The following is a 16,697-nucleotide window of genomic DNA, read 5'->3' as shown; positions in this document are numbered from 1 at the left end:
CCCCTTCCTTAGAAGTATGCACGGCGAGAGTGGGGCCGGAGTCGGGCTGCCGGAGCCAAGGGCGGCACACGGTAGCTTTGACGAGATAAGCGGAATCAGCTGAACGAAACGCAACGAAACGAAGGGATCGAGGTGCACGTGCCCGACGTCTCCGTGGTCGTCATCGTCTACAACGACGCAGAGCGTCTGTCGACAGCAGTCCAGTCGGTTCTGGACCAGACCCTGCACGGGGTCGAAGTCGTGATCGTCGACGACTGCAGCAAGGACCGTTCCTACGCGGTCGCCCAGGAACTGGAGTCCGCGCACCCCGGGAGAGTGCGCGCCTTCCAGCTGCCGGAGAACAGTGGCGGCTGCGGCGCGCCGCGCAACCACGGCATCCAGCAGGCCACCGGTACGTACGTGATGTTCCTCGACAGCGACGACGTCCTGGAGCGCAACGCCTGCCGGAACATGCTGGAGGCCGCCGAGCGGACCGGCTCCGACCTGGTCTCGGGCATGTGCGTACGCGTGCACCTCGACAACCGGTGGGGGAAGACCACCGAGTGGTACCCCTGGATCTACTCGCGCACGCGCACGCTGGAGTCGATCACCGAGTACCCCGACCTGCTGGTCTACGACACCCTCTCCACGAACAAGCTCTACCGGCGCGCGTTCCTGCTGGAGCAGGGCCTGGAGTTCCCGGTCGGCATCCACTACGAGGACCTGCTGTTCTCCGCGCAGGCGTACGTGGCGGCCCGCCGCATCACGCTGATCCCGAACCACGTCTACTTCTGGAACGTGGTCGAGAAGGCCGCGGCCAAGTCGATCAGCAACCGGCGCCACGAGATCGCGAACTTCGCCCACCGGATGGAGATCCACCGCCGCGTCGACGAGCTGCTGGCGGCCAAGGGCCACACGGACATCAAGTCCGCGAAGGACGCCAAGTTCGTCAAGCACGACCTGGTGCTCCACCTGCGGGACCTCCCGCTGCTGAGCGACGAGTACCGCCAGGAGTTCGCCCGCCTCGCCAACGGCTACCTCGCGGGGATCGACCCGGCCGCGTACGAGAACGTCACCCACCTCCAGGCGATCTGCGCCTACCTGCTGAGCAAGGAGGACTGGGACAACCTGCTCCCGGCCGCCGACGCCATGACCAACAAGGGCCGGCTGTCCTCCCCGCTCGCCGAGCGCGACGGGCGCGTCTACTGGTGTGCACAGCACATCGACGACCCCGACGACGCCGAGGCCCGCCGGATACTGGACGTCACCGAGCAGGGCTTCCACACCACCCCGCTCACCTCCCTCACGCTGGGCAACCGCCTCACCTCCTACGCGGACGACGGGCGCGGAACCGTCACGCTGTCCGGCTCCCTCGTGAACCCGCTGGGCCGGATCCCGGCCGACGGGGACCTGAAGGCCACGCTCGAATTCCGGGCCCGCCGACAGATCGGCGTGCGCTCGTTCAGCTTCCCGGTGGCCACCGTGCGCCACGCGGGTGACACGATCGAGTGGACCGGCACCGCGGACATCGCGAGCACCGTGCGTCCCCTCGGCATCATCGACGCCGTCTGGGACGTCCGCCTCAAGCTGACGTCGGGCGGCGATCGGATCACCACCCGTGTCTCGGTCGGCGGGGTCGACCTGGAGTCGGCGGCCCGGCTGCGCGTGCGGCCGCGGCTGACCCGGCTGGTCTCCGACCGTTTCGGTCCGGAGATGACCAAGAAGGGCAACCTCAGCTACGTCCTGAGCGCCGAGGGCGCCGCCGCCGTCCGCACCCAGTCGCTGATCAACAACGCCATACAGGGCAAGGCGGCCGGCGTGGTCAAGCGGGGCCTGCGCAAGGCGCTGCGGGCCCGCAGGAACATGGGCTCCGGCGAGCAGAAGGTGAAGCTCTACCACGAGGTCTTCTCGAAGCTGCCGGTCAAGAAGGGCACAGTCGTCTTCGAGAGCCACATGGGAAAGCAGTACAGCGACAGCCCGAAGGCGATCTACGAGGAGATGGTGCGCCAGGGCGTGCCGTTCGAGGCGATCTGGTCGTACGCGGGCGCCAAGCCCACCGGCTTCCCCAAGGAGGCCACCCTGGTGCGGCGCTGGAGCTGGCCCTATCTGCGGGCGCTGGCCCAGGCCGAGTTCTGGGTGGACAACCAGGGCTTCCCGCTGGCCCTGGCCAAGCGCCCGGGGACCACGTACATCCAGACCTGGCACGGCTCCGCCCTCAAGCGGATGGGCTTCCACGAGCCCCGCACCAAGGCGCAGGGCCGGGCCGGCCAGAAGCGCTTCCAGGAGGCCGTCGACCGCTTCGACCACTTCCTGATCCGCTCCGAGCACGACACCCGCACCCTCGCCAAGGGTTTCCGGCTGCGCGACGAGGTGCTGCTGCGCACGGGCTACCCGCGTAACGACGCCCTCGTCGAGGCGTACCGGACCGAGGCGGACAGCGGTGAGCGGGTACGCGGACCCCTGGCGGCCGAGCTCGGCATCGACCCGGACAAGAAGGTGCTGCTGTACGCGCCGACGTTCCGGGCGGGCGCGGACGGCGCGGTGGAGGGCTTCACCTTCCCCTTCGACGTGGAGGAGTTCGCGGACAGGCTCGGCGACCGGTTCACGCTGCTGGTGCGGACCCACTACCTGAACAGCGTCTCGCTGCCGCCGTCGGTCGCGGGCCGGGTCATCGACGTGTCCCGCCACCACGACGTCACGCCGCTGCTGGCCCTCGCCGACGGTCTGATCACCGACTATTCGTCCGTGATGTTCGACTACGCGGTCCTGGACCGGCCGATGGTGTTCTTCGCGTACGACTACGAGAAGTACGCCACGGACATCCGCGGCACGTACTTCGACCTGAAGGAGAAGGCCCCGGGCCCGGTGGTGGCCACGGCGGACGAACTCCTGCAGGCGCTCGCCGCCTTCGAGGAGGCGGACGCGAAGTACGCCCAGGCGCGCCAGCGTTTCCTCACCGAGTTCGGCGAGTACGACCGCGGGGACGCGGCCCGCCAGATCGTCGAGAAGTTCTTCACCAGGAGCGGCAAGTGAGCCAGCAGACCGCCACCCCGGGCGGCCGTGACATCTTCCTCGTCTCCAACAACGTCGACGAGCTCGGCGGCGTGACCACCTGGTCGCACCAGATGGCCCGGCAGTTCACCGACCGCGGCCACCGGGTGCACGTCGTCGGCATCGCCCCGGTCGCCGAGGAGCTCCGGCAGAAACTGCCGCAGGACCTGCCGTACGCGATGACCACGCTGTACGACGCCCACCCGCCGTCGCCGCGCCGGCTGCGCGGGATCAAGGGCCGGCTGAACGCGCCCGAGCGGCGTCGTCAGGCGGCCCGGCGGGCGAAGATGCGGGTCAAGGCGGAGCAGCTGAGCGAGCTGCTGCGCACGGCCCGTCCGGGCGGTGTCGTCATCGTCACCCAGGTCTGGGCGATGGAGTGGGTGGCGCTCGCCGACACCAAGGGGCTCACCGTCATCGGGATGAGCCACGAGTCGTTCGAGGCCAGCCAGAAGTCCACCCGCGGCGAGCGGGTCCGCCGGTACTACCCGGAGGTCGACCGGCTGCTGGTGCTGACCGCCGAGGACGCGGACCTCTGGATCCGGTCGGGCATGGAGAACGTCGGCAGCATGCCGAACCCGCTGCCCTTCATGCCGGAGACTCCCGCTCCCCGCACGGAGAAGGTCGTGGCGTGCGTCGGCCGCCTCGCCTTCGAGAAGGGCGTCGACCTGCTGCTCGACGCGTGGGCGGACGCCGCGCCGCACCATCCGGACTGGGTCCTGCGGATCTACGGGGCCGGCGTGGAGGAGCCCGCGCTGAAGGCGCACTGCACCTCGCTGGGTCTGGACGACTCCGTGGAGTGGATGGGCAGCACCGACGACGTGCTGGGCGCGCTGCGCGGGGCCTCGGTCTTCGCGCAGGCCTCACGGGCGGAGGGGTTCCCGATCACGCTGCTGGAGGCGATGGCGGCGGGCGTGCCGCCGGCCGCCTTCGACTGCGCGCCGGGCGTGCGGGAGATCATCGAGCACAGCGAGGACGGGCTGCTGGCCCGGCTCGGCAACACGATGGAGCTGGCCGGGCACCTGCGCGCGCTGATGGCCGACCGGGAGCTGCGCGACCGGCTCGGGGACGCCGCCTTCCATTCGGTGAAGCGTTACTCCAGCGCCGAGATCACCGACCGGTGGGAGGAACTGTTCTCCTTCCTGGAGCGCTGACCTTCCGGGAGCAATGACCTTCCGGGAGCGCCGACGCTCCCGCCGCGGAACATGACGAAGCCGCCCGCCCCGGACACGTCCGGGGCGGGCGGCTTCGTGCGTACCGGCCGGCGTCGGCGGGTCAGGCCTTGTGAACGTCCCGGTGCACGTCCTTGCGGGCCACCTTGTTGGCCTCCCAGCCCGCCCAGGCGGAGGTGACCATCTCGCGGACGTCGTGCCGCGCCTTCCAGCCCAGCTCGCTGGTGATCTTGTCGGCCGAGGCCACGACCTTCGCCGGGTCGCCGGCGCGCCGCGGGCAGATCTCCGGGGCGAGGTCGTCGTGCCCGGTGTTCTTGTTCAGCAGTTCGACCATCTCGGCCACCGAAACGCCCTCACCGCGCCCGATGTTGACGGTGAGGTCCTTGTAGTCCCCGGCCGCGGCCCACTCCGCGAGCTTGCGGGCCGCCGCCACGTGGGCCTCCGCGAGGTCCTCGACGTGGATGTAGTCGCGGATGCAGGTGCCGTCCGGCGTCGGGTAGTCGTCACCGAAGATCTTGGCGCCCTGGCCGGCGTCATAGCGCTCGAAGACCATGGGGACCAGGTTGAAGACGCCGGTGTCGGCGAGCTCCGGGGTCGCGGCGCCCGCCACGTTGAAGTAGCGCAGGCAGGCGGTGGAGATGCCGTGCGCCTTGCCGGCGGCGCGGACCAGCCACTCGCCGGCCAGCTTCGTCTCGCCATAGGGGCTCAGCGGCGCACAGGGGGTGTCCTCGGTGACCAGGTCCACCTCGGGCATGCCGTAGACGGAGGCGGAGGAGGAGAAGAGGACGTTGCGGACGCCCGCGTCGGCCACGGCCTGCAGCAGGACCGTGAGGCCCTGCACGTTCTCGTGGTAGTAGTACAGCGGCTTCTCGACGGACTCGCCGACCTGCTTCTTGCCCGCCAGGTGGACCACGCCGGTGATCTTGTGCTCGCGGATGGTCTTCTCCAGCACCAGCCGGTCCAGGACCGAGCCGACCACCAGCGGGACGCCCTCCGGGACGCGGTCCTCGTTACCCGTCGAGAGGTCGTCGAGGACGACGACCTTCTCCCCCGCGAGCAGCATCGCGCGGACGACGTGCGCGCCGATGTATCCGGCGCCACCGGTGATCAGAAACGTCATGTGTAACTCCTTGGTCCTGTCCGACTTCGGTAACGAAAAGCGCGGCGATGTGAGCGGTCTCAGGCGCCCTCAGGCCGCCCCGAGGCCCGCCCGGGCCCGGTGGAGGCGGTTGCGTACGAGGGTCAGCGCGCCCTCGGCGCCCGGCGCGAGGCGCAGCGCGAGGGCGCCCGCCCCCGTCCGGTAGGGCTGCGCCAGCAGAACACCGTACCGGCTGCTGGGCAGCGCCCGGCGGCGGAGCAGTCCGCCCCCGGGGCGCAGTGAGGTGAACACCGAGCTTCCGTCGTCGCACTGCACGCCCACCCCGATGTTCCAGGCCTGCATCCTGCGCAGCCCCTGCCGGCGGCCCGTGACGGCCAGATCGGCGAGGCGGAACGGCAGCACGGCGGTCCAGCCGCCGCTGCGGTCGGGAAGCAGCTCGACGGGCCGGGTGAGGACCGCCTCGCCTCCCGCACGGGGGATGAAACTCAGGTGAACGGTCCGCGGCCCGGCCTCGGCGAGACGCCCGTACAGGTCGTGCAGGCGGATCCGGACGGCGTCACGGCCGGCCGGTTCGGCGTCGACGGTGACGGGCAGCCCGGCGACCGGCATCCCGGGCAGGCCGTCCAGCTCGGCCGGGAGCTCCTCGCTCCACACCGGCGCGCCGGTGGGGCCGGTCGCGTACGGGGGCAGCAGCCGCGGCGGTTCGGCGGCGAGCCGGGTCAGCCGCTCCACGTCGGCGGGCGGGGTCGCGGTGGCGCGCAGCACCCGTACGATCCAGCGGGCGTGGGGCGCGGCGGCCTCGATGTCGGCCTCGGCGAAGGTGTCCACGTACGCCCGGGTCAGGGTCCACCAGGCGGCCTGGTATCCGGGGTCCTTGCCGAGTTCACGCAGGTACATGGGCAGGTCGTACTCCAGGAACTTCACCTGGCATGCGCTGCCCAGCTCAGTGGAGGCGGCGGCGAGGATCCGGGCGGCCGTGCGGTGGGCCTCGACGCGGGCGCGCCAGTTCCCGACGTCCTTGCGGTCCAGGGAGATCGACTTCCGGGCGGCGCTGCGGCGCACGTGCCAGACGTAGACGAGGTCGCCGGTGACGGCGATGCGGGGGGCCGCGGCCAGCACGCGCGCGGTGAAGACGAAGTCCTCGTAGATGAACCGGCCGTCGGGGAAGCGCAGGCCGTGCTCCTGCAGGAAGGTGCGGTCGTAGAGCTTGTTGACGCACAGGGTGTCCCGGACGAGCTCGGGCCGGTCCGCCGGGCGCTCGATCACATCGCCGGGAGTGTGGAGACCGGGCATCCACGGGACGTCGTGGCGCTGGGGCAGCTCGCGCCGGACGGCCGCGCCGACGGTGACCGGGGCGCCGTGCTCCTCGGCGGTGCGCACCAGGGCGTCGGCCGCCCCCGGCGGCAGGACGTCGTCGCTGTCGAGGAAGAGGACGTACCGGCCGGACGCGGCCGCGATCCCGTCGTTGCGCGGGGTGCCGCACCCCCCGCTGTTCTCCGTCCGGTGGACGACCTTGAGGCGGGGGTGCACGGCGGCCAGCTCGTCCAGCACCTGCGCGGTGCCGTCGGACGAGGCGTCGTTCACCGCGATGACCTCGGCGACCACCGGGCCCTGGGCGAGGGCCGAGGAGACGGCCTCGCCCACGAGCCCGGCGTCGTTGTACGCGATCACCACGACGGAAACGGTGGGGAGGTTGCTGCTGTTCACCCGGAGGATCCTAGGCGACCGACGTAAAGGCGCCTTCAAACCCTCCGGGCCGGCTTCCGCCCGGAGGGGACTAGAACGGCCGGAACTCGTCGTACTCCTGCTGCGCCGAGTCCCCGCGCTTGGCGTCCTTCTCCTTGCGGCGGGTGGTGGCCGGACGCGGGGCCTCCAGGCGGTGGTCCTCGCCACGGCGGCCCAGCATCTCGGCGCCGGCCATCATGGTCGGCTCCCAGTCGAAGACGACCGCGTTCTCGTCGGAGCCGATCGCGACACCGTCACCGGCGCGGGCGCCGGCCTTCTTGAGCGCGTCCTCGACACCGAGGCGGTTGAGGCGGTCGGCGAGGTAGCCCACGGCCTCGTCGTTGTTGAAGTCCGTCTGGCGGACCCAGCGCTCCGGCTTCTCGCCGCGCACGTTGTAGACGTCCTCGACCTCGTCGTAGGTGACGGTGAAGCCGGCGTCGTCCACGGCCTTCGGGCGGATGACGATCCGGGTCGCCTCCTCCTTCGGCTTGCGGGCACGGGCCTTGGCGATGACCTCGGCGAGGAAGTAGGAGAGCTCCTTCAGGCCCGTGCGGGCGACCGCGGAGACCTCGAAGACCTTGTATCCGCGCGCCTCCAGGTCGGGGCGGACCATGTCGGCGAGCTCCTGGCCGTCCGGGATGTCGACCTTGTTCAGGACGACGAGCCGCGGGCGCTTCTCCAGGCCGCCGCCGTAGAGCTTGAGCTCCTCCTCGATGACGTCGAGGTCGGCGATCGGGTCGCGGTCGGACTCCAGCGTGGCGGTGTCCAGGACGTGCACGAGGACCGAGCAGCGCTCGACGTGGCGCAGGAACTCCAGGCCGAGGCCGCGGCCCTGGCTGGCGCCGGGGATCAGGCCCGGGACGTCGGCGATCGTGTAGACGGTCGAGCCGGCCGTGACGACGCCGAGGTTCGGGACGAGGGTGGTGAAGGGGTAGTCCGCGATCTTCGGCTTGGCCGAGGAGAGTACCGAGATCAGCGAGGACTTGCCGGCGCTCGGGAAGCCGACCAGCGCCACGTCGGCGACGGTCTTGAGCTCCAGGACGATGTCGCCGGTGGTACCGGGGACGCCGAGGAGCGCGAAGCCGGGCGCCTTGCGGCGGGCGGAGGAGAGCGCGGCGTTGCCGAGGCCGCCGCGGCCGCCCTCGGCGGCCACGTAGGTGGTGCCCTGGCCGACGAGGTCGGCGAGGACGTTGCCCTCCTTGTCGAGGACGACGGTGCCGTCCGGGACGGGCAGGATCAGATCCTGGCCGTCCTTGCCGGAGCGGTTGCCGCCCTCGCCGGGCTTGCCGTTGGTGGCCTTGCGGTGCGGGCTGTGGTGGTAGTCCAGCAGGGTCGTGATCGCCTGCTCCACCACCAGGATGACGTCGCCGCCACGGCCGCCGTTGCCGCCGTCGGGGCCGCCGAGCGGCTTGAACTTCTCCCGGTGAACGGAGGCGCAGCCGTGGCCCCCGTTACCCGCGGCGACGTGCAGCTCGACGCGGTCCACGAAGGTGGTCATGGGTGTTCCTCCAGATACAGCGGGAATAGTCCGGAAAATCCGGTGGCAGGCCTTGCTGCCCATTAAACGTGTCTACGTGACAACGCGCCGAGGGCGGACCTCTCTTCCCGGCTCGCGCCGGGAAGAGCTGAGATCCGCCCTCGGGAAGTTACGAACGCTTGATCAGCAGGAGCTGGATCAGGCGGCCGGAACGATGTTGACGACCTTGCGGCCACGGTGCGTGCCGAACTGGACCGAACCGGCCAGCAGCGCGAACAGCGTGTCGTCGCCACCACGACCGACACCCGAACCCGGGTGGAAGTGGGTGCCGCGCTGGCGGACGAGGATCTCACCAGCGGAAACGACCTGACCGCCGAAGCGCTTCACGCCGAGCCGCTGGGCATTGGAGTCGCGCCCGTTCCGGGTGGACGATGCGCCCTTCTTGTGTGCCATGTCTCAGTCCCTCTTACTTCGCAGCCGCGGGGATACCGGTGACCTTGATCGCCGTGTACTGCTGGCGGTGACCCTGGCGACGGCGGTAGCCGGTCTTGTTCTTGTAGCGCAGGATGTCGATCTTGGCGCCCTTGTGGTGGTCCACAATCTCGGCCGTGACCTTGATACCGGCCAGGACCCACGGGTCGCTGGTCACGGCGTCGCCATCGACAACGAGCAGGGTCGAGAGCTCGACCGTGTCGCCAACCTTGGCAGTGGAAATCTTGTCAACCTCAACGATGTCACCAACAGCAACCTTGTGCTGGCGACCACCGCTGCGCACGATGGCGTACACGCGGATCTCTCTCTCGCTCGATTCGGGAACCCCTGAAGCCAGCCGGCCCCGCGGGAACCGCAGGCCGGCCTCCCCCGCGCCGCGAGGCGGTGCGGGAGGTGAGGTGCTCAGTGGACGGCGTGCGCATAGACACGCCAGCGACCTAGGTTACGGGGCCCGGTTTGATGGGTCAAACCGGGCCCCGATCACACACCGCCCTTGCCGGCTACTCGCTGACGGCAGGCAGGTCGAACAGTGCGGGATACCCATGCGCCTGCAGGTCGTCGAACTCGACGGCCGCTCTCGCCTTCTGGTCGGCTCCCGCCTCGGCCAGCCTCGACATGACCTTGGTGGACTGGTCGAAGCACGACCTGCTGAATCGCGCACAAGTGGAGAACAGGTCGATACAGACCAGTCGCTCCTCGCGGGATCCCGAGTCCGCTACCGCCTCGAACGCCGGCAATCCCCGCTCGATCTCCTGCCGCAGTTCGCGCACGGACACGGGATCGTCGGCCTCGACCACGGAGGCCGCAAGCTGGACCAGGAGGTGCAGGACCTCCGCCCGCGATTCGGCGGTTGCGGTGGCGAGACCGGACACGAGGCACGCGGCCACCACGTTCGCTCCCGGCTGGAGGGAATCGTTGACCGGTACCACGAGCTCTTCGATCTCGTACGCCCATCGTCCGACCGAAGCCGCATCCCGGGCATCGATCAGCGACGCCACCAGCTGCCGCGCCTGTTCGTGCTTCACGTGCTCAGTCCTTCGCCAGGTCGGACGCATATGTGGTGTCCGGGTCGGGGAACGCACCCCGGCCGTAGGTGGGCTCGCAGTAGGCCGCACAGACGGGCTGGTCCTTGGGCGGATTGCCTGAACCTCTCGGCCGGACCGCCCGGGTGAAACGGATGTCCGCCAGGTCCCCACCGACATTACGCGCTGCGCATGCCTCAGCGCATTCGCCCGGGAAATCGCCCTTGGGCTTGGAGGATACGCCGGACGCCACCTTGCCCGTCTTGACGTTGAAGGCGCCGACGGCGACCGCATGCTTCGACCGCATGGACGCCGGCCCCTTGGACAACTCGTCAACCACGCCGTCACGCGCCTCATTGGCCTGCTGTAGTAGTGCTCCCTCGTCGAACGCCGGGCCGGAAGGGGCCGACTTGAGTTTGGCCTTCGCGGCCGCCAAGGCACCCTTGGCCTTGCCGACGGCATCGGCGGCCTTCCACCAAGCCTTGGCGCCGTCGATCAGGTCGCCTGCCAGACCGGCCAGGCGCTTGATCAGTTGTCCTGCCTTCTCCCACTTCCACGGGGCGCCGTACTTGGCCAGGACCTTGCCCGCCAGGCCGCCCGCGAAGCTGCCCGCGATGTTGAGTGCTGTTTCGCCGCATGCACCGAGGTCCCCGCTGGAGAAGCAGTCGAGTGCGGCCGTGACGCCGAGCTCGTCCATGAGGATCTTGGTGATCTGCTTGACGGCGTTCTTGACCTTGCCCTTGGCGCTGTTGAGGTTGCCTTCCGCCCGGTTCACGTTGTCCGTGGCGTCGTTGACGTCCTGCTGCTCCGGCGTCGTGTTCGTGTTGACCTTGCCGCTGGTGCAGCTGCTCGGGTGCGACTGGCAGTACGCCCTCTCGTCCGGGTCGTAGAGACCCGTCGGGTCGCTCGCCGAGACCGGGCGGTTGTGGGCGTACGCGTACGCGTTGAGCTGCTGGGCGTCGTTCGTGTCGACAACAGGGTCCGGGGTGATGAACTTGCCCAGGAACGAGTCGTACTCACGGGCGCCGATCGTCGTCAGACCTGTCGACGCGTCGATCGTGCCGCCGACGAAGCCCTTCTCCCCCGGCCAGGTGCCCTGCGGGGTGCCGCGCTTGTTGCCGTACGGGTCCATCCGGCGCTGGGTGACCGCACCGGTCGTCGAGTCGATCGCCAGCTCGCCCGTGCCGTGGTGGTCCGAGGCGAGGAACGACAGCTTGTCGTCCGGGGTGCGGACCGCGATGCTCTGGCCCGCAAAGCCGTAGTAGCGCGTCGCCTTGGCCGTGGTCGCCCCGGCGTCCAGGCGCAGCTCCATGCCCGGCAGGTACACCGTGGTGCCGGTGGCGTCCTTGCGCTGGATGCGACTGCCGCCCGGGCCGTAGAGGAAGGTCGTCTCCGACGCCTCGTTCTTGCCGGGGGTCGTGACGTCGTCCGGCTGGCTGTTGCGGACCGGGTCGCCCAGGGAGTCGTACTCCAGGGTCTGGGTGTTGCCTCCGATCGTGCGCTGCGTCGTGTTGCCCGCGGCGTCGTAGCCGTAGGAGTACTGGCGGTCGCCGGTCGGGGTGTTCTCCACGACCTTCTCGACCCGGTGGGTCCCCGCCTCATAGGTGAAGGTGCGCTTGACGTCCTTCGACGCGTCCAGGCCGGTGTGGTGCGCCGTCTCAGTGAGGCGGTTGCCGACCGTGTCGAAGGTGTACGAGTTCCAGTACGGCGCCGGACCGCCCAGGGCGGCGGAGCCCGGAGCGCCGGAGCAGGCGGCCGGGCCCGAGCCGGAGACCGGTACCTGGCTGCCGACCGTGCCGGCCGCAGCGGCCGCGGCCTTCGTGGTCGCCGGGGTCCATGACTCCGTCATCCGGTTCTGGTAGTCGTACGCGAAACACTGCAGGTCCGGCGTACCGGCGCCCGCCGTGTCGGCGATCGACTTCACATTGCCGATCTGGTCGTACGAGTAGTTCGACTCCTTGGCCGGGCCGGTGGTGGAGCCGTAGACGTCCACCTTCGACTGGATCAGGCGGTCGGTGCCGGTCTCGTACTGGAAGGTCTGCCAGGCCTTCTTGCCGCCCGTGTTCAGCTCCAGCTGCTGGAGCAGGGTACGGCCGGACCAGATGGCGTTGGTGACGTACGACGTCGTGCCCGTCATGGACTTCGGGCGCTGGATGTCGTCGTATCCGTAGGCCAGGACCTCGGCCGGGAGACCGCCCGCGGCGGGGAGGCCGTCGCTCTGCTTGGTGCCGTCACGGTTGAAGGCACTACTGAAGACGTAGGTGCCCGCCAGACCGGTGCCCGACGAGGCGGGGACCGTGTAGGCCGTCTTCAGCGGCTGGTAGAACTCGTCCATCGCCTGGACGATCGTGGCGAAGTACTCCGTCGCGTTGATGTAGCGCAGCGTCGCCCAGCCCTTGCCGAGCCAGCCCGCCTTGTCGTAGCGCTGCTCGGTGAGCTTGGTGCCGGTGGTCGCCGCACCGTCCCACGTCGTGACGACGCGGCCGAGCTTGTCGTAGACCGTCGAGTTCGTCTTGCCGCGGGCGTCCGTGGTGGAGACCGGCCGGTCGAGCTCGTCGTATGTGGTGGTCCGCTTGCCCGAGTCCGGGTCGACCGCCTCCGTCATCCGGCCGAGCTGGTCGTACTTGTACGTCCAGCTGTTGCCCGCGGGATCGGTGACCTGCGCCCGCTTGCCCGCCGGGGTGTAGGCGTACTTGGTGGTGTCGTACCCGGTCGTCGGCCCGGCCGGGACGGGGGCGGCGCCCTTGTAGTGGCGGACCTCCGTCGTACGGTCCTGGGCGTCGGTCAGGGTGGTCGTCGGCACGCCGCCGACCGGCGGGTCGATGTGGACGCGGTCGCCGCCGTGGACGTACGTCGTACGCCACTGCTCGCCGCCCGCCGCCGCGAAGATCTCGGCGGTGGTGCGGCCTAGGCCGTCGTACTCGTACTGGGTCTGGGCGCCGACGTCGCCGTTGCGGACGATCAGCAGCTCGTCGGAGGCCGTGCCCGCCGCGTTGTACGTGGCGTTGACCTTCGCGACCTTGCCGGTCGGCGTGTAGAAGGTGTCGGCCACCATGCGGGTGCCGCTCGGGCCCTCGGTCTGCTTCTGCCTCGGCCGCAGCAGGCTGTCGTACAGCTGGTACTCGGCACCGTACGAGCCGTCGATCTCGATCTTCTCCGTCTTGACGGAGACCGGCTTGTCGGTGCGGAAGTTGTAGCTGTACTTGATGCTCGGCGTCTGGCCCGCGCTCTTGGAGCGGTCCGGCATCCACACCGAGACCAGGCGGCCCAGCGGGTCGAGCGCCAGGTCGCTGCGCTTGCCGTTCGGGTCGGTCTGGCCGAGGGACTGGCCCCAGGCCGGGGCGTAGTCCGTGGTGGTGACGTGGCCGAGGGCGTTGGTGACCTTCACCTGGGATATGAGGCCGTTGACGTCGGTGTACGCCGTCTTGGTCTCCGCGCCCGAGGCGTCGCTCTGGGAGGTCGGACGGCCGAAACCGTCGTAGGCCGTGGTACCGGTGACCTGGTAGGTGGCGGTGGTCCCGTTGTGGGACGTCATGCGCTCGGTCTTCGTCGCGTGGCCCACCGTGGGCGCGGCGCCGAAGGCCAGGTTGTCGTAGGAGGTGCGCTCGTCCGAGAGCACCTGCGTCTTGCGGTCGGGGGTCGTGGCGCACTTGACCGAGACGGCCTCGACGCGCGAGACGAGGCTCAGCACGTTGGCCCCTGCGTTGTCCGCGTACGTCGTGCGGGTGCAGGTGTCGTCGGCCGTGGTGGACAGGTCGCCGAGGTCCTCGGAGGTGAGGATCCGGCCGGTGCCGTTGGCCAGGTCGTACGTGGTGCTCGACTCGGTCTCGCGGCGGCCGTCGCCGCCCTCGGTCACCGAGTAGCCGCGCGTCTTGACGGTCTTGGTGAGCGAGGCGTGGCTGGTGCCCCAGGTGTTGGTGTCCGTCGCGGTGTGGTGCCGCATCGGTGTCTTGATGACCTTGGAGACGAGCTTGTCACCGTCGTACGTGGCAGCCTCCAGCTCGTGGCCGGAGAACTCCTTGTGGTCGGTGTACGTACCGGCCTCGGAGTCGGTGACCGTGACCGAACGGGCTGTACCGTCCGGATTCTTGTCACCGTCCATGCCCTGCAGGTACGTGTAGTCGATGCGGGTCGGCTTGACGGTCTGGCCGCCGGTGGTGACCTTGACCTTGCCGTAGCCCTGCCAGCCGCCCCAGGTGAGGTACTTGGCCTCCGTCATGCCGTCGGGCTCGGCCTTACGCCAGGCCGCGGGGCCTTGGTAGTCGTACTGGGTGACCTGCTCGGGGGAGCCGCCGGTGCGGTCGGTCTCGATGACCTGTGCGACGACGTACTTGTGGAACCAGTCCGTGATCGGGTCGAGGAAGCCGGGCGGCGACCAGACGACCGGGTAGCAGCGCTTCGTGGACTCGCCCGGCTTGGGCAGGGCGTCCTTCGTGCACTCCGCCGGGGCGTAGTTCACGTCCAGCTGGGCACCGGTCTCGCTCAGAACCGTCGACAGGCGGAACCGGTGGAAGGGAGCGATGCTCTCGTCCAGGCCGTCGACGCGGTTCTTGAGCTGGGTACCCATCAGTTCGACCGAGGGGACCTTGGCGCTGCCGCCCTTGCGGCCCTCGTGGTCGATCTTCGACAGCCACAGGGTCTTCGACTGGTCGCCGTTGTCCGTGAACTGGTGCGTGAACGTCCACGCGTCGACGTCGTCGTAGTTCGTCGCGTCCTTGCGGATCTGGGTGGTGACGCCGGTCAGCCGCTGACGCGTCCAGAAGGATGCGGCGACCTGGGTCGCGTTGCACCTGGTGTTCGCCGCGCAGTACCGGTCCATCGGGACGTCCGGCCAGTGGGCGGCGTTCGCCGTCTTGAAGTCGGCAGGAAGGCACTTGAAGGTGTCGGTCTCCAGGCAGCGCTCCTTCGTGGTGAACACGACGCGGGCCGGGGCCTTCGCCGCGTACACGCTGCCGTCGCGCTGGCCGTAGTCGATGCGCTTGACCCAGCCGCCCGAGGTGTACGGGGTGCCGTTGACGTCGGTCTTGCCGTTCAGGGCGTAGTGGTTCGTCTCCTTGCCGTAGAAGTACGACATGACGTTGCCCTGGCGGTCCTTGACGTAGTCGAGGTTCCACCTCCAGCCCTGCTGGCACGACGCGCTCGCGAAGGTCGCGTTGTGGCAGGGCTCGCCCGCGTTGTTGCCGAAGACCGGGGTCGTCCACACGGACGAGGTCTCCTCGTTGCCCGTGGCCCAGCCCGGCAGCCGGTTCTTGCCGAAGTAGTACTCGGTGCCGTCGGTCGTGGTGATCTTCCAGTGCTCACCGTTGTTGTCGCCGTTCACGGCGCCCGTGAGCTGCTCGACCTTCGAGCCGTCGTCGGCCGCGAACCGCCACTTGCCGTCGGCGTCGCCCTTGATCAGCTGGGTGGACGTGCCGTTGAGCATGATGGTGGCGTTGTCGAAGGCCCAGCACTGCTCGGCGGAGGACGACTGGCCGTCCTTCGCACAGGGCTTGTAGCTGCGCTCGACGTAGCCGGCCTCGTACGAGAAGCCCTCGCCGAGCCAGGAGCCCTGGTTGTTGGTGTCCGAGGTACGGCCGTCCGCGGACTGCGAGGAGTAGCCGAGGCCGACCGTCGGGACGAGGCCGCCGGGGGCGGGAGGCGTGCGCAGCGGATACGACCAGGAGAAGCCGCCCGACGAGGTGGCCACGCTCCACTTGGCCGAGGGGGCCAGCGGGGTGGCGGCGTACGAGCCCTGCGCGGAGGAGTCGCCTGCGGCGAGGGCCACCATCGAGCCGCTCGCCGCGGGGCCGGCCGCCATCGTGGACATGCCGGCCGCGCGCGCCGGGGCGGTCAGGTCCGCGGAGACCGTCTTCGTCTTCGGGTTGTTGACCGTCTTGAGCGGCTTGGGGAGTTCGGGGCAGGCGGCGGTGCCGGGCTCGGCCACCGCCGCACAGGCCGGGAACTCGACCAGCTGGAGGCGGGATCCGTAGCTGCCGCCGAAGCCGTCGGCGAACGCCGCGTAGTCGACGTTCAGCCGGACCTGGCCGCCGTCGGCGGCCTGGTCGGCCCGCTGGACGCGCAGCAGCGCGCCCGCACCGAGCTTCGCGGCCCGCTCGGGCGCCAGCACGTCGACCCGGACCTTGCCGGGCTGCTTGGCCCCGCCGGCCGCGGCGGCCGAGAAGGAGGTGGCCGAAGCCTTCGCGCCGGCTTCCTTCGGGGCGGTGACGGTGACGGGCAGGCCGCCCACCTTCACCTGCGGCGCAGCCGTCCCCCCGGCGGCCGGTACGGCCAGTTCGGCGCTGCCGCTGCCGGGCCAGACGGGCTTGTCCAGCTTCTTGACGGCGGCCTTGGCGGTGGCGTTCGCCGGGCGGCCCTTGGACTTGGCCTTGGTTCCCTTGACGGGGTCGCCGAAGTCCTGGACTCCGGGCCGCTTGGTGCCGCCGGGGGCGGATTCCAGGGCCTGGACGGACGAGGCGGACAGGGCGAGGCTCAGGCCGATGACGATTGAGCCCAGTGTTCGCCGGTGTATGCGCCGATTGAGCAATCGGCCGCGTAGAGACATCAGTGCACTCCACAGGAAAGGGACGGGAAGGTACTGCTGGAGCGGACCGGTGTGGCCCCCCGGCCCGGGGGGGGGAAACCATTCCGGGGAGGGGTACACAAAACCGAAACCCGCACCTGGCGGCCCGCGGGGTTGAGGACCA

The 16,697-nt window shown here is 69.9% G+C and carries 9 protein-coding genes; 2 read left to right on the top strand and 7 right to left on the bottom strand.

All coding sequences use genetic code 11. The annotated features are described in order from the left end of the window. The first annotated feature begins 132 nt into the window (after positions 1–132). On the top strand, positions 133–3,012 hold the full coding sequence (locus ACWGIF_RS20080) for a bifunctional glycosyltransferase/CDP-glycerol:glycerophosphate glycerophosphotransferase (protein ID WP_453499146.1): 2,880 nt from the start codon (positions 133–135) through the stop codon (positions 3,010–3,012). Next, positions 3,009–4,181, top strand: a complete 1,173-nt coding sequence (locus tag ACWGIF_RS20075; protein ID WP_453499144.1) for a glycosyltransferase — start codon at positions 3,009–3,011, stop codon at positions 4,179–4,181. Before ACWGIF_RS20080 ends, ACWGIF_RS20075 begins: the two co-directional genes overlap by 4 nt. Positions 4,182–4,302: 121 nt before the next feature. Here ACWGIF_RS20075 and galE read toward each other — a convergent pair whose 3' ends face one another. The 7 genes from galE to ACWGIF_RS20040 all read right to left on the bottom strand — a co-directional run bounded on the left by galE (position 4,303) and on the right by ACWGIF_RS20040 (position 16,555). Continuing rightward, positions 4,303–5,319 carry a UDP-glucose 4-epimerase GalE gene (gene galE, locus ACWGIF_RS20070; RefSeq protein ID WP_453499142.1) on the bottom strand — a complete coding sequence of 339 codons (1,017 nt, stop codon included), beginning with the start codon at positions 5,317–5,319 and terminating at the stop codon, positions 4,303–4,305. A gap of 69 nt (positions 5,320–5,388) precedes the next feature. After that, positions 5,389–7,005, bottom strand: a complete 1,617-nt coding sequence (locus ACWGIF_RS20065; protein ID WP_453499140.1) for a glycosyltransferase — start codon at positions 7,003–7,005, stop codon at positions 5,389–5,391. Positions 7,006–7,075: 70 nt separating this feature from the next. Beyond that, positions 7,076–8,521 carry a GTPase ObgE gene (gene obgE / locus ACWGIF_RS20060; RefSeq protein ID WP_453499138.1) on the bottom strand — a complete coding sequence of 482 codons (1,446 nt, stop codon included), beginning with the start codon at positions 8,519–8,521 and terminating at the stop codon, positions 7,076–7,078. Between the two features lie 177 nt (positions 8,522–8,698). Further along, complete coding sequence (gene rpmA, locus ACWGIF_RS20055) at positions 8,699–8,953, bottom strand: 50S ribosomal protein L27 (protein ID WP_112446573.1); 255 nt, start codon at positions 8,951–8,953, stop codon at positions 8,699–8,701. A 13-nt stretch (positions 8,954–8,966) separates the two neighbouring features. After that, positions 8,967–9,287 (bottom strand): 50S ribosomal protein L21, encoded by a 321-nt coding sequence (rplU, locus tag ACWGIF_RS20050; protein WP_030715748.1) that lies wholly within the window; start codon positions 9,285–9,287, stop codon positions 8,967–8,969. A gap of 205 nt (positions 9,288–9,492) precedes the next feature. Beyond that, the gene (locus ACWGIF_RS20045) at positions 9,493–10,017 is read right to left on the bottom strand and encodes a hypothetical protein (RefSeq protein WP_453499136.1); all 525 of its coding nucleotides are present in this window, start codon (positions 10,015–10,017) and stop codon (positions 9,493–9,495) included. 4 nt (positions 10,018–10,021) lie between these two features. Beyond that, positions 10,022–16,555, bottom strand: coding sequence for an RHS repeat-associated core domain-containing protein (locus ACWGIF_RS20040; protein ID WP_453499134.1), 6,534 nt, complete (start codon positions 16,553–16,555; stop codon positions 10,022–10,024). Between the last annotated feature and the right edge of the window lie 142 nt (positions 16,556–16,697).

It is taken from the genome of Streptomyces sp. NPDC054849 (assembly GCF_053610945.1).
Note: the sequence above shows the minus strand (reverse complement) of the source record. Positions and strands in the feature narration are given on the sequence as shown.

Excerpts from the sequence above, each read along its gene's own strand:
- galE (WP_453499142.1), bottom strand. The coding sequence starts at position 5,319 with ATGACGTTTCTGATCACCGGTGGCGCCGGATACATCGGCGCGCACGTC.
- obgE (WP_453499138.1), bottom strand. The coding sequence starts at position 8,521 with ATGACCACCTTCGTGGACCGCGTCGAGCTGCACGTCGCCGCGGGTAAC.
- rpmA (WP_112446573.1), bottom strand. The coding sequence starts at position 8,953 with ATGGCACACAAGAAGGGCGCATCGTCCACCCGGAACGGGCGCGACTCC.
- ACWGIF_RS20040 (WP_453499134.1), bottom strand. The coding sequence starts at position 16,555 with ATGTCTCTACGCGGCCGATTGCTCAATCGGCGCATACACCGGCGAACA.